Origin of the sequence: Mycolicibacterium monacense, assembly GCF_010731575.1 — a bacterium.
In the GTDB taxonomy this organism is placed as follows: Bacteria; Actinomycetota; Actinomycetes; order Mycobacteriales; family Mycobacteriaceae; genus Mycobacterium; species Mycobacterium monacense.
On the sequence record NZ_AP022617.1, the window covers coordinates 3,984,938 to 3,998,732 of the forward strand.

Below are 13,795 nucleotides of genomic sequence, written 5' to 3' on the forward strand. Positions count from 1 at the left end.
GCGTGCGGCAGCTGTCCCAGCCAACCGGTCATCTTCGGATGAGACAACTTGACCCATAACTAGATGTGGTGCATGATGTCTCACAACCACACGACGTGTAGGAGGCGCGAGGTTGCCAGCATGAAGACGGCGGTATCTGCCGTGGCTTTGGCGGCCTGCCTGGAACCGGGGCCTAAGGCCGCCCTGGGTTAGGCCGTGTCAATGAGAGATGTTCTGCCGCTGCCTCTTTGATGTCTGCGCTGGATGCCAGGCTATCCCCGGGCCGGCTCGAGTCGCGTCATGACAACGGCGAGGTTCTGAATCTGGTCGCCGCCTTGTTTATTCGCTACCACCGGGTCGAACAGGCGGCCTTCACCGTTGGACCGGCATCGACGAACGAACTGGCGGGATCTGCGAAGGTCCGACCGCGGTCCTTGCCGCCCGCCTGCAAACTCGTTTCCGCGGATCTGACACTTCGCTGTGGCTGTCCAGATGACCTTCGCATGGGTGACGGCCAAAGACGTCGTCAGACCCCCGACCGGGACATGTGACGAGTGGCAGCAAACTTTTTCTCGGTGATTAGGAAGCTCTCTGCGGGTAAGCGCCCACCACTGAAAGGTATGCACGAATGACGATGGCGAACTTCGTACGTCCCTCCCGTGGGGCCGATTCCGCGGACCAGCTTTCCCGGTTCGCGGTGGTGTGGCGTTGACGCGCGGCTCTGACAGTCCGGCGGTTCTAGAAGGTAGCGCACCCGGGCTGCAAGCTGCAGGGGAGCCCTCGGATTTCGACGGCACGGTCACGAACGTGGACCGGGACAAGCCACCCACGTACGTTCACCGCGTTCTGTGTACCAGTACAGGAGCGATCGGGCAGCTCATCTCTCGTTTCGAAGCAGACTTCGTCGAATCCGGCGTGACGGCCCTGGCCGAATATTCAACACATGCGTCGTTCAACGGAGATGTGCCGCGGACAACGAAGTCTTCCGGTCACCGCTCGGCGTTGTCGTTCACCCCGATTCGCCCGAATCTGGAGGCCTCAGCGCGGCAACGCGATCGGGAAATTTTTGATGTGCTGGTCACCTATCACCGCGATGCCGCCGATTTGATCGCGGCCACCCCCCGCGTGTGATCGGCGTTCGAGTGGTCAACCGGGTTGCGCAGGATTTGGCCGGAAGTTTGATCGTCCACGCGGTGGGTTGCTGCGCCGCAGCAGCCGACGGCTCCGAGTCGTTCCATTATCGGAACGGCGATAAGCCGTCCCGGGCGGGACGCGATGACCTCCTTCGTCGAGCAGGTGGCGCCACCTGCGATGGCCACCGCACCACGCGCCGGTGCCTGCCGGCGAGGGCGGCAGGGGACTTGAGCGCCGCCGACTCTTCGAATCGACCGCCCAGCCGCGAAGCGGGAGGCCGACGCACAGTGCCCCTGCGACTCATCCACGGATACGTCGAACGACGACAGCGACAGCGGAACTGCAAAAACCTGACCGCCAATCTGCTCTTCGCGCGCACAGAGCATGAACGTCTCCAATCCGTCGACCGAGCGAGCGCGGCTCGACGCGTTGGTTATTCCGCCGCAGGGGGCGCGAACTCGTCGGGAGCGCGAGCCGACCGGCTCGGCGAACGGCTGGTGTTGTCGCCCAACATCGTTCACCTGGCAAGGCGCGTTGAGCGGGTTGGCGGACTCGCGCAGGCCGAGACTACGGGAGGTTCGACGGTGGATATATCAGAGCGGCCCACTCCTCTCATCCGTCCAGGCGACGGTGATCCACGGCATGGCAGTGGTAACGGCTACTCCAATCTGGGCTGCCGCTGCGAGCGCTGTCGGCGGGCCTGGGCCCTTACGTATCAGAAGCGGCGCGAACGCAAGCGCAGCGAGCCCACACCAGTCGACGCGCACGGCACGGTCAGCGGCTATTCGTATTGGGGCTGTCGTTGCCCGAAATGCACCGCGGTCCACAACGAACGCCACCGCGAGCAGCGTTCTCGTCAGCGGAGCCGGCGATCACCGAAAAGCAGGCCGGTCGAGTGACCGTCAAAGCCTTGGTCAACATGGCCGCTGACCGGAAGCGCTATCGCACCGCAGGCCCCAGCAGGGTGCGTGAAACTTGGTATGGTGCAAAGTTCGTGCGACGTCAGGACATCACCGGCAGCACTACACTTGCTTTGTCCGATGTCATGAGACTTCAACTGGGACGGGATGTAGGGGCCGATGAGCGAAACAGCGGCCGAGGACGCGCGCGTGAGCCGCACTCGTGCGGCTGTGGCGGATGCTGTCGCGTCGCTGTTCGAAGAAGAAGGCGCGTCGGGGTTGACCCATCAACGTGTCGCAACGCGCGCGGGTGTAGGGCGCGCCACCGTGTATCGGCACTGGCCTAAGACAGTGGATCTGGTGACTGAAGCCCTGACGCGGGCTGATCAGCCGTTATTGCACTCAGGCGATGGCCCGCTTCGCCAATGGCTGCACAGCGAACTCATCCGCGCAGCCGAGCAGGTCACCCAACCGGTTATGTCCCAGTTCATCGCAATGATGGTGGCAAACGCCGATCAAAGCCCCGCCGCGCGGGTCTTGCGTGAGAACTTGAACCGCCGAACCCGCGTAGTCCTCGACCACATGCTCGACCGAGCGATCGCCAGCGGCGAGCTCAGCAGTCGACCCGACACCGACGAACTGCTCGCGACTGTGCTCGGCGCCGTCATGTTCCGCATCACTATTCAACAGAAGTATGCCGATTCGGGCTACCTCGGCAGGCTGGTCGACGGCGCGCTCGCCGAACACTGGAGCCGACCGCCGCCCTGACTCTGTGACATGCGAGCCGAGCCGCTTGTCCAGGCTCGCGAGTTGCCCGATGACCCGAGCGTGCGCGGTGTTCTTGCCGTCATTGGTCGTGGCCGCTCTTCGCCTACTACGGCGCCTCTCTGCACCGAAATCGCGGTTCGACTACTCACACTGTTTCGCGGGTCGGCGACCTTCCGCACATGATCCCCGCGGTCGTCACCGTAAGTTGTCGGCCGCGAGCGTCGTGGGGCGCTTACGGCACGCTCCCGTGCCGGCACTGCATCGGCACCGGCGGCCCTTCGGGAAGCGACTTCGCAAGCGACACAGTCCCATCGGTGTCGCGCAGCGCGATGACCGGCGGTAGAGACAGCCGCACCTCGACGATGACCGCGCCCTCCCCGGGCCCCGTCCGGCACCCGAGGCCCACCCTCTCGCCGGCCCCCACGCCGAAGGACTCGTCGATGCGCGCCCGGACGGCGGCCAACGTCAACCTCCCGCCGGCCGCATCACGCAGTACGGGATCGAGGACCTCGCGCGCCTCCTCGGTCAGAGCCACCGCGTCGCCGAAGTAGGCGTCCGGCGAGACACCCGAGCAGGTCCCATGGGTGTACCACTCGTGTGCGCCAGCGATGCACTGTCGACCGTCGCCGACTGCAGCCGGTTGCGCACCTCGTCGGACAATTGCATTGGCGGCCAGACGGATTCGCGGTCGCGCAGATCTTGCGGCATGCCGCAGTACTGCCGGTCGCGCGGCTGAGGCCACAGACCATGCAGCACCAGCGTCTGGCCTTTTTTCGCGACCTCACCGGACCCGCACGCCGGGTTCTGCGCCTCGACCGTGCAGAAGCTGGGCGCCCACGTCAGCACCAGCAAGCTCGAGGCGGAATCATCGGAGACCATTGCAGCCGGGTTCGGCGTGCGGTCGAGCACCGTCACGCTGAAGACCACAGCGGCGACGACCACCGCGGTCAGCGCCGCGGAAATCGACAATACGGCTACGTCACCTCGCCGCATGGTGCACCCTTCTACCCAGGGTGAGCAGGATGTTCCACGCTCTCTTCGCGCACCAGCCTCCCACAGCAATGCGTCGGCGTTGCGTGATCGTCGACGAAAGGGGTTGTGGAGGTGCCGCCGTGGTGAAGGATGTCCGGGCGAATGACATCGACCGCTGGTTCGAGCGCACCGGCCGCCGCCAGCACCGCACGGTGTCCCTGTACGGGTGCCTGCTGACCGGCAAGATGTTCGAGTACTTCCGGTACCGCCTGCGGTACGCGCTGCTCGTCGACGGCGCGACGTTCGTCGTCCACGTCGCCGAGTTCCTGATCATCCTCACCAGCCTCGGTGGCCTCGCGGCGTTCACGGTGATGATCCTGCGCGTCGGCAGCCTCATCGTCACCGGCGCCTGGTGGGGACTGCTCGAGGTGATGCGCGAACGCCTGCGCGGACTCTCGCTGACCCGCGACCGCGACGCCGTCGAGCGCGAGATCAGCAGCTGGCTGGTGCTGTCCCTGGTTGTGGCGACGGGCGTAGCGGTCGCCGGTGCGGCGGTGGCGTTGTCGCTGCTACCCTCCACCGACGATCCGCGCGGGCTGCTGTACGCGCTGCTGGTCGTCCTCGAACTCGCGCTGCGAATGCCGGTGCGGGTCCTACATTCCGGCATGTACGCCACCCGACGGATCTACCGGCCGCTGTGGACGCTGTTCGCCCCGACCGCCGTGCAGATCGTGGTCATCGGCGCCGGGGTGTTCTTCTACCCCGCCGCCGCCGTGGTCGTCGCGATCATCGTCGCCAACGCGCTGTCGATCTGGATCACCGTCCACTTCGCCCTGCGCCTCTACCGCCTCAACGGCGTCTCCCCGCGCCCCCGGGCGGCGCGATCGCTGCGCGATCGGTTGCCGCGGTTCCCCGTACGGCAGGGCGCCGAGGCCGCGGTGGCCGGACTGGGCCTGCGGCTCGACGCGATCGCCGTCCTGGCGATCGCCGGCATCTACGGCACCAGCACCCGGTCCTTCGACCTGACCGCCGGATTCGAGGCATGGCGCGACATCGACGCCTTCCAGTTCTTCTACCTGGTGCTGCCGCTGCTGCGCGGCGCCTACGAGGCCACCGCGGTCTTCTACTTCGATTTCGTTCGGCTGCGGCGCATTCCGGCGTTGCGCGAGTACCGGGTGTGGTTCTTTCACCGCTTGCTGCTTGTCACGCCGGTGGTCACCCTGTACTTCTGGGGGCTCGCCGTGGTGCTGGGGCTGTTCGTGCTGCCCGGGATCCCGTTCACCTTCCTGTTGGCGCTGCTGCCGCTGTTCATCGTGCGCAGCTTCATCGGCACTTATCAGGTCCGGCTGTTCGCCGAGGGGCAGTTCCGCGCGCTCAACCTCACCATCGCGTTCTCGGCGGTGCTGTTCGCGCTGGTGTGGATCGACGCGAACCCGGCATCGGATCTCGTCGAACTCACCGCGGCGATGATCACGCTGCTGATCGTGCACATCAACCGGCAGCACCTGCGCGACCGCATCCCGCCCTCGCCCACCCAGTTGCCGCTCGGCGACTGGATCCGGACGCTGGCCGCCGAGCCGGGACCGGTGCGCGCCGGGACGATCACCGTCCCGGAGTGGATCCCGGAGCGGCAGCGCGCCGCCGCGATCGAGCTGATGCGTTCTACGTTGACGGACAGAGGAAGTCTGGCGTTCTGTTCGGCGACGTCGCTGGTGTTCTACGTGCGTTCGTCTTTCGGTCCGGACTGGCAGCCCCATCTCGAGGTGCAGACCGCCACCGGCGGCGCCGCCAACCGCGGCCAGTTCTGGCGGGAGCCGGCCCCGGACGGACGCGCGGCGCTGGACCGCATCATGACCGCGCAGTGGCTCAAAGGGATTGCGGGCGTGCCGCAGGAGCCGCAGAGCCCGGAATGCCTCGCGCCGGAGTTCCTCGACAGCTTCCCCGACGGGATGGTGGCCGATCTGGACACCCGCGCGGGCGCGCAGGCCATGCGCACGCTCGACGAGGACCTGGTGCCGGCGATCCTGCCGGCTGCGATGAAGAGCCTCGACGACGACGCGTTGGTGGTGTCGGTGGCCGGGCGCTGGCTGTCCCCGATCTTTTACGAGAACAAGGTGCGGATGATCTTCCTGCTGCCGCCAAATCCCGAGCCGGCGCAGTTCCAGCGGTGGCTGCGGACGCTGCGGGCGTGGCGGCTCGGCCAGTGGGAGCGGGAGGCGGCCGTCCATGGCGCTTGACCCGGTCGACATCGACGCATGCCTCGTCGACCCGGCGACCTACGAGTCCACCATCCTGCGGATCTACGCCAAGCGCAACGAGCGGGGCATGGGCTTCCACGACGTGGCGGACGGCGTGACGTATTTCGACGCGGCGGCCGATCGAAAGGTGTTGTCTCGCGCCATCGCCGCGAGCATCGCCGAGGGCAGCTACGAGCCGCAGCCGGTCGACCTGTGGTTCCTGGAGCGGGACGGCAAGCGCCGCGCGGCGCACATGCCGGGGTTCGTCGACCACATTGTCGGGTCGGCGCTGTTCAAGCTGTTGTCGCACAACGCCCGCTGCTACGGCCTGCCGGGGGTGTACTCGTATCTGCCGGGGGTGACGAACGTGGGCGCGATGCGGGCGTTCGCGGCGTTCATCCGCGCCCACCGTGAGCGGGTCGGGCCGAGAGGCGGACCGCTGTATGTGCTGCAGTCCGATTTCGAGAAGTACGGCGACAACCTGCCGGTCGGCCCGGATGCCGCGCTGTGGAACACGCTGCGGGAGGTGGCGTCGCTCGGCTGCACAAGTGGTGAGATCAGCAGTGGTACTTGGGATCTGATTACCGCGCTGATCCGCCCGGTGGTGCGCGACGAGGACTGTACCGAGTTCACCCGACTCAACGGGGTGGCGATGGGCACGCCGTTGGTACCGGTGCTCGGGAATCTGGGTGCGAAGACGGATCGTCAACCATCTGGGCGAATACGACCGCCCTACACGCCGCCAGGGGGCGACGCGCCCACCATATATGCAGCATCGAAGGATGGCCATGACGAATCGATTTCTCCCGTGCTGACTCTCGGTTGATTGCTACGAGGGGCATAGCAACTTCGATCAGCTTGCGCTTTGGTGCCTGGATATCGGAAATCATCAAAATGGCTCAGTTCCTCTGTTCCACATTTTGGTCCAGTCGCCACGCACGCCGGTGGCGTCGAAGTCGCCGAGGTCGGTCGAGGCAAATGGATTGTTTAGATAACGCACTTCGTCATGGGCCGGTCCGCGCGGATCAACCTTGACCAATGCCAGCCGGTAGCGAGGTGCCGCGTTCTTGCCGACCATCACTTCGTTGTGCGTAACAAAGAAGTCAGTGGCACCATCCAATCGGGCCTTGACCTCGATGCGATAGGTATCACCGCCAGCATCCGAGGACAGGATGTCGAATCCCTTGTTGTTGAATGCTTGTTCGACCGGTGTGCGGCCAAGCGTTCGTTCCGTCGCCATCACTAGATCGACACCTCGACGCTCGACTTCCTTGGTCTCCTTTGCGTGGATCGGCGCAGAGGACGGCAACTCGCTATCCACCATGGCAACCGGTAGCACTAGTGCGGCCGTCATGATGCGCGGCGGTTTGGTCGACATCAGCGACTGCTTGTCGAGCAACTCGAGGCGATTGCGTAGGCGCGCGTCAAGTTCGACGGCCTTGCGGTTGAGGCTTTCGGCCGACTCTTTCGGCTTTTCGCCGGATCGTTCTTTCTCTGCTGCCACTGCGGCATCGAGGAGCATTCGGTCGCGTTCGCCCTCAAGTCTTTTGACAACGAGGTCGCGGCACTTGGCTAGTTCGGCGGCACGTCTTGGCTGTACCTCGGCGAGGTACTCAGGTAGTTGGGTGGTGATGATCCAGCTAGTGGCGCGGTCTTCGGCGTCTGCCAGCCAGGGAAGTTCGCGCGCTGTCGCCACCGCTGGAGTATCGGGCGCCGCCACACAATCCAGATACGGTGCTGGGCCGGCGGGCGTCACGGTGCCGAGGCTGTCGACGAAGGCGTAGCCGAATCGACGAGACACTGCGGCGCCGGTGGCGTCGGCGACTTCTTCGACAACCCCAACCAGCAGATGCGGTTCCTCCAGCGTCGCCGACACGAGCACCGTGCCGCTGTTGAGCGTCCCGCCGAAGTGCCGGATCGCCTCGTCCATTACCGCGTCGTGTAGCGGGTGTCCTGGTGCGAGTAGGTCGGCGCGTGTGAGTTCGTCGGAGTGCACGTGATCGAGGTCGAAGGTGATCCGGTCGTATTTGGTCGCGATGGGCTGATACTTGCTGGCTCTGATTTGCGCCGGCACGTTGGCGATCTCGTAGCGGCCGCGTTCGCGCTTGGCAATCCTGCCCCCCAGCCGGGTGAACGCCGCCTTGAACGCGAGTTCGATGTAGTGCGGTTGCAGGCGGCGCGCACGAGCCTCGTCCATCGCCGCACGCAGCTTGGCCAGGTCGGCGTCGGCGAGATGGTCCGACGCCAGGGCGCGTTCGTCGAGCAGCTCCTTGAGTCCGTCAGCCACCTTATGGTCGATGACCTCGTGCATCTTGGCCTTCACATCATCGCGCTCCCCGTAGCGAATCGCGTCCAGCAGGAGTTCGCGAAGCGGTGTCTCGGAAAAGGCCTCGCCGAGAACGTCGAAGACCTTGCCGCCGTACGCCTTCCGCTGCTCTTCGATCTTTTGCAGCAGGCGTTCGAACACCGCGCCTTCGCGCGTGTTGCTGGCGACCAGATTCCACAGACGACAAACTTCTTCTTGGCCGATGCGGTGGATGCGGCCGAAGCGCTGTTCGATGCGGTTGGGGTTCCATGGCAAGTCGTAGTTGACCATGAGGTGGGCGGCTTGCAGATTAAGCCCTTCGCCGGCTGCGTCAGTGGCGAGCAAGATCTGGCAGTCGCGGTTCTTTGTGAACTCCTCGGTGATCATGCGCCGCTCTCTGCGGCGCACCCCGCCGTGGATGGCTTGGACGGCGTTAGGCTTGCCGATCAGTGTTCGGATGCGGCCGGCGAGGTAGTCGAGTGTGTCGCGATGCTCGGTGAAGATGATGAGTTTGCGCGGCCACCCGTTGGCGTCGACGGTCAGCGCCTCGTCTTGAAGTATGCGGCTCAGCTCCGACCACTTGCGGTCGGTCCCGGAGTCGCGAACCTGTCTGGCAACCTTCACGAGGTCTGCCAGTTCGAGGAGTTCTGCGTCGAGTTCCTCCACCGTCTGCGCGGCGGTGGCGGCGTCGAGGAGTTCCTCCTCCAGCTCTTCGATCTGTTCGGAGTTGTAATCGTCACCGTCGAGACTTTCGAGATCGATGGTGGGTTCCTTGTCGGCGTAGGTCCCGTCGAGGATCTCCTGCTTCTTGCGCTCGAGGCGTTCGGTACGGCGAACGAGGCTCTTGTAGATGGCTTCCGGGCTGGACGCCAGCCGGCGCTGCAGCACGGTCAGCGCGAAGCCCACGGTGTTCTTGCGTTTGCCACCCACCCGGTCGGCGCGGTTCATGCCCTCTCGAACGTAGGCGGTGACCTGCTCGTAGAGCGAGTACTCCAGTTCCGTGAGCTCGTAAGGCACTGTCTCGGCGCGACGCTCCGGGAAGAGTTTCCTACCCTCGAAGGTGAGGAGATCCTCTTTGACCATGCGGCGCATGATGCCGTCGGTGTTGGCGGTCTTGGTGTTCTTGCCCTCGAAGCGATCGCGGTCGAGCAGCGTGAGGAAGAGCTGGAAGTCCTCTTCCTTACCGGAGTGCGGGGTCGCGGTCATCAGCAACAGATGCCGCGTTATGCGGCCGAGCAGCTCGCCGAGGAGGAAGCGCTTGGTCTTCTCGAGTTTGCCGCCGAAGTAGTGGGCGCCCATGCGGTGCGCCTCGTCGACGATGATCAGGTCCCATTCGGTGTCCTTGAGCTGGGCCTGCAGTTCCTCGTTGCGCGATAATTGATCCATCCGGGCGATCAGCAGCGGGTGGGTTTCGAAGACGTTGAGGTTGACGTTGGCATCGATGAGCTGGTTGGTCAGCAGGTCGAAGCGCAGCCCGAACTTGAAGAACAGTTCGTCCTGCCACTGCTCGACCAGCCCGCCAGGCGCGACGATCAAGCATTGCCGCACGTCGTCGCGCAAGAGCAGCTCTTTGATGTAGAGGCCGGCCATGATGGTCTTGCCTGCGCCAGGGTCGTCGGCGAGCAGGAAGCGCAGCGGGGTGCGGGGGAGAAGCTCGCCGTAGACCGCTCGGATCTGGTGGGGAAGAGGCCGAACATCACTGGTGGCCACGGCAAGCATCGGGTCGAACAGCCCGGCCAGAGTGATCCGCTGAGCCTCGGCGACCATCTTGAAGTCGGTGGCATTGGCATCGAACGCACGGCTGCCGGTCTGAGCGACCGTGAGGCTGTCCTGATCTTTTCGGAAGACCACCTGCTGGCCCAGCGCACCATCGTTCGTCTTGTAAGTCAGCTCGAGGGCGTCGGTGCCGTGCCACTGGGCGAAGATCACCGTGATCACTTGGGCCGGAATCAGCCCGTCGATGCGCAGCCCAGGCTTCAACTCTTCCAGCAGCACTTCCGTCCTCCCCTGTGGATAGCTGGTCCACGCTAGTCGACCACACCGACATTTTCTGACACTTCGCGAACATCGCTAGATCCGCTAACCTCCGACAAGAAGCGAGTCGATTTTGGGGACAATGGTTAGCCAAGAACAGCCGTCGACGTCGGCGATCGGTGATGAAGTACGCGCATGGGTTGACGCCGCGAAGGCGGTGGTGTCGGCTCGGGAAGAAGTTGCTGGTTCTTCGGCCGCGCAGTCGGCGGCGCTTCGCGCTCGCACAGTGACGGCACGGCGGGGCGATCTAGGCCTGTGGCACGTCATCCCTCTGCGTTTTGATGACCAGGCGCTCGTCCAGTGCCTAGCGCGGGCCGCGTGCCTCCCGCAGGTTCACCCCGACGTTCAGCGTGAACTTGACCGCCTCACCACCGAGATCGCCGCCGCCACCGACGACTTGCGCAAGGTCACCGGCTTCGGACGGCTGCTGCTGTTCGGAGGAACACGAGACAAGGCTAACCAGGCCGCTCGCTTCCTCACCGACTATCACCGGTGGTTCCTGACCAGCGGTATAGGACCGGCCATCGAACAAGCGAGGCCGATCGACGACGACCGAATCCGCGCCCTTACGGCGCGCGACGCACTGGCCGACTGGGTGGGCTTCAAGGCCCAGTTGCCCAGCAACGGCGAAACGGCAGCAATCGAAGACTCGAAGACTTTCGCCATACTCCCGAACGCCATTGCCGTGATCCGTCGCGCAGCGGCAGAGGAGGCCTTACTACGGAGGTCCGCAGTCGACGCCGGCAATAACGTTCGGAACAAAGAGACTGACCGAATGCTGGCTGACATGTCAGTCGAACGGCTCCGTGAGGCGACGCGCGACAAGATCCGCGTCGGCGCTCTGACGGCCAACGGCATCACCAACGTGCTCGACGTGTTGGCCAACGAGGCAGTCCTCGAATACTTCGACGGTATCGGGCAGACCTCCGCGACCCGCATCCGGGCGGCGGCGCGAACACTGCGGCAGAACACATTCGACGAAATGCCGATGCGTATCGACATTAAGAACCGTACCTCCGAACACACGGAATTCCTCCGCAGCCTTCGCGCCTGGGATGCCGCGCGTCGCGCCTCCGCTTCGACTGCTGAAATGGCGATCGTTCAGGAACTGGCTCCTCTTGCGTCCGCAATCGACAAGACGGTCAGCCATGCCATCGTCATTCCGACCGCCTCATCGACCGTCGAGGACTTCCGAGACGCCATTCAAATCGTCGCTCGAGTGGCACGTTCCATCGCCGACGCCCGAGACTCCGCCGTAAGCGGGGACCCGTGGGAGGACTTCCTCGCACGCCCGGCAGACTATTTCGCGCTGCTCGCCGAATTGGGCTTCATCACTGAGGACGACGAGAAAGCCCACGGCGACTTACCCACGGAGATCATCGAAGCTGTACGTGATCTGGAGTTGAAGTGCGACCACCTCACAGCGTCACTGCGCGGTTACCAAAGCTTCGCGGCGCGGTTCGCCCTCGTTCAGCGGAAGGTGATCATCGGCGACGAGATGGGCCTGGGCAAGACCGTCGAAGCCATCGCCGCCTTGGCACACCTTCGAGCCAAGGGCGAGCAGAACTTCCTCGTTGTCTGTCCCGCGGCAGTGGTGACGAACTGGATTCGCGAAGTAACCGCCAAGTCGAAACTAAACGCACATCGTTTACACGGGCCTGACCGGCAGTGGGCGGCCAAGAACTGGCAACGCAATGGCGGCGTCGCCGTGACCACTTTCGAGACGCTGCGCTGGCTCACCGATAACGTTGCAGTACCGCAACTAGGCTGCGTAGTCGTCGACGAAGCGCACTACATCAAGAACCCCGATGCGCTTCGTACACAGAGGACTTCGCAGCTGATCGGTTCCTGCGAGCGAGCAATTCTGCTCACGGGAACACCGTTGGAGAATCGGCTGGACGAGTTCCGAAATCTCGTCGGTTACCTTCGCCCTGATCTCATACTGGACGCCAACGAGTTCGCTCCGAAGAAGTTCCGTCGCCAAGTCGCACCTGCCTACCTTCGCCGCAATCAAGAAGACGTACTCACCGAGTTGCCCGACCTCGTCGAGGTCGAGGAGTGGGTGCCGATGTCGGGCGCGGATGCATCGGCGTATCGCGCGGCGGTGGAGCAACGCAACTTCATGGCGATGCGCCAAGCAAGTATGAGGCAGGGACTCAAGTCATCGAAGATGCAACGTCTGATCGAGATCGTCGAAGAGGCAGAGGATAACGGCCGCCGCGTCGTCGTCTTCTCGCACTTCCTTGACGTCCTCAGCGATGTGGCACGGCACATGCCCGGTCGAGTCGTCGGCCCTCTCACCGGTTCCGTAGCCGCCAGCCAACGCCAGGTGATGGTCGACGACTTCTCCGCCGCACAGAAGGGCGCTGTATTGGTGGCTCAGATCGTCGCCGGCGGCGTGGGTTTGAACATCCAAGCGGCATCCGTCGTCGTGATCTGCGAACCGCAACTCAAGCCCACCACCGAGTGGCAGGCCATCGCCCGCGCACATCGCATGGGGCAGCTGGAATCCGTGCAGGTTCACCGGCTTCTTTCCGATGAAGGTGTCGATCAACGAGTGCGGGAGATCCTCGCAACGAAGAAACTTCTGTTCGAGAGCTTCGCGCGGGAGAGCGACATGGCCGCAAGCGCTCCCGAGGCCTATGACATCACCGAAGCCGAACTGGCGCGCGACATCATCGCCGCTGAACGCGAACGCCTTCTAGGCGGGTCGGCGCGTGCGTCGAACGGCGACGGTGTCAACGCGTCCGGAGCAGCGGTGTCGGCCGTGAGTGATAGGCGTGCGCGTCCTGTTCCATCGACGCCGACCGCGCCTACGTTTGTCGCTCAACCATTAGATGATTCGCGCTCAGCGCCGCCGTTGAGCACCGCCTCGTCTCAGGGGCAAGCGAAGCGCAGTGGACACACATCCCCATCGACTGTCGCCACATCTGGCCCAGCCAACGCCGACGGGCTCGCTCCCTACCTCGCGTTCGAGGAGCGCCTGGCGCCCATCTCGCGAGAATCCCCGGATCAGATCCTGAAGAATGTCGTGAAGATCGTGGCGGTCGAGGGGCCCGTGACCGGCTGGCGTATCCATGACGTCTACCGGTCGTGTTCCGCCGGAAGCGATACCTACGAGGAGTTCTCGCGGCTACTGAACCGTGCGATCTCCGCGGCGGAGAAGCAAGGAATGATCGTCTCCGACAATCTTTTCAACCGGGCCGGGAACAAGCCGAGATCGTTCAGGCTCCCGACACAAGTGCCCGCGAATGTTCGGCAGCTCGGACCACGAACGGTGGACATCGTCCCACCGGCGGAGTTGCGTCACCTCTGCGACAAGGTCTCAGGAGGCCGGCCATTGCCAGACGCGGAGATTTTGGCGCTCGTCGCAAAGAAGCTGAAGCTTCGAGGGCTCAGCGCAGCGGACCGCGACGCGATTCTTGCCGTACTCCGGCTGAACGCCCGATAGGCGCCGACCCTGCACC

At 64.3% G+C, this 13,795-nt stretch carries 7 protein-coding genes and 1 pseudogene; 4 read left to right on the forward strand and 4 right to left on the reverse strand.

Annotated elements, in window-relative coordinates:
* The first annotated feature begins 786 nt into the window (after positions 1-786).
* Together G6N49_RS19115 and G6N49_RS19120 are read left to right on the forward strand one after the other, a co-directional pair.
* Positions 787-1,110, forward strand: a complete 324-nt coding sequence (locus G6N49_RS19115; RefSeq protein WP_133056644.1) for a hypothetical protein — start codon at positions 787-789, stop codon at positions 1,108-1,110.
* 1,082 nt (positions 1,111-2,192) lie between these two features.
* The gene (locus G6N49_RS19120; RefSeq protein WP_011854648.1) at positions 2,193-2,780 is read left to right on the forward strand and encodes a TetR/AcrR family transcriptional regulator; all 588 of its coding nucleotides are present in this window, start codon (positions 2,193-2,195) and stop codon (positions 2,778-2,780) included.
* A gap of 232 nt (positions 2,781-3,012) precedes the next feature.
* Here G6N49_RS19120 and G6N49_RS29575 read toward each other — a convergent pair whose 3' ends face one another.
* Positions 3,013-3,315: a hypothetical protein gene (locus G6N49_RS29575; RefSeq protein ID WP_235679543.1), complete on the reverse strand. Its 303-nt coding sequence runs from the start codon at positions 3,313-3,315 to the stop codon at positions 3,013-3,015.
* On the reverse strand, positions 3,306-3,695 hold the full coding sequence (locus G6N49_RS29580; RefSeq protein ID WP_235679544.1) for a ribonuclease T2 family protein: 390 nt from the start codon (positions 3,693-3,695) through the stop codon (positions 3,306-3,308). The genes G6N49_RS29575 and G6N49_RS29580 overlap by 10 nt, the downstream gene beginning before the upstream one ends.
* Before the next feature lie 197 nt (positions 3,696-3,892).
* Here G6N49_RS29580 and G6N49_RS19130 point away from each other — a divergent pair, with 197 nt between their 5' ends.
* Positions 3,893-5,989 carry a hypothetical protein gene (locus G6N49_RS19130; protein ID WP_235679545.1) on the forward strand — a complete coding sequence of 699 codons (2,097 nt, stop codon included), beginning with the start codon at positions 3,893-3,895 and terminating at the stop codon, positions 5,987-5,989.
* Between the two features lie 683 nt (positions 5,990-6,672).
* Here G6N49_RS19130 and G6N49_RS19140 read toward each other — a convergent pair.
* A pseudogene (locus tag G6N49_RS19140) lies at positions 6,673-6,879 on the reverse strand (DUF1156 domain-containing protein); the annotation flags it as partial.
* Complete coding sequence (locus G6N49_RS19145) at positions 6,879-10,289, reverse strand: helicase-related protein (protein WP_011854645.1); 3,411 nt, start codon at positions 10,287-10,289, stop codon at positions 6,879-6,881. The pseudogene G6N49_RS19140 and the gene G6N49_RS19145, both read right to left, overlap by 1 nt.
* Positions 10,290-10,410: 121 nt before the next feature.
* Between G6N49_RS19145 and G6N49_RS19150 the strand changes: the two genes are divergently transcribed.
* Positions 10,411-13,779, forward strand: coding sequence for a DEAD/DEAH box helicase (locus G6N49_RS19150; protein ID WP_083044883.1), 3,369 nt, complete (start codon positions 10,411-10,413; stop codon positions 13,777-13,779).
* Positions 13,780-13,795: the final 16 nt, after the last annotated feature.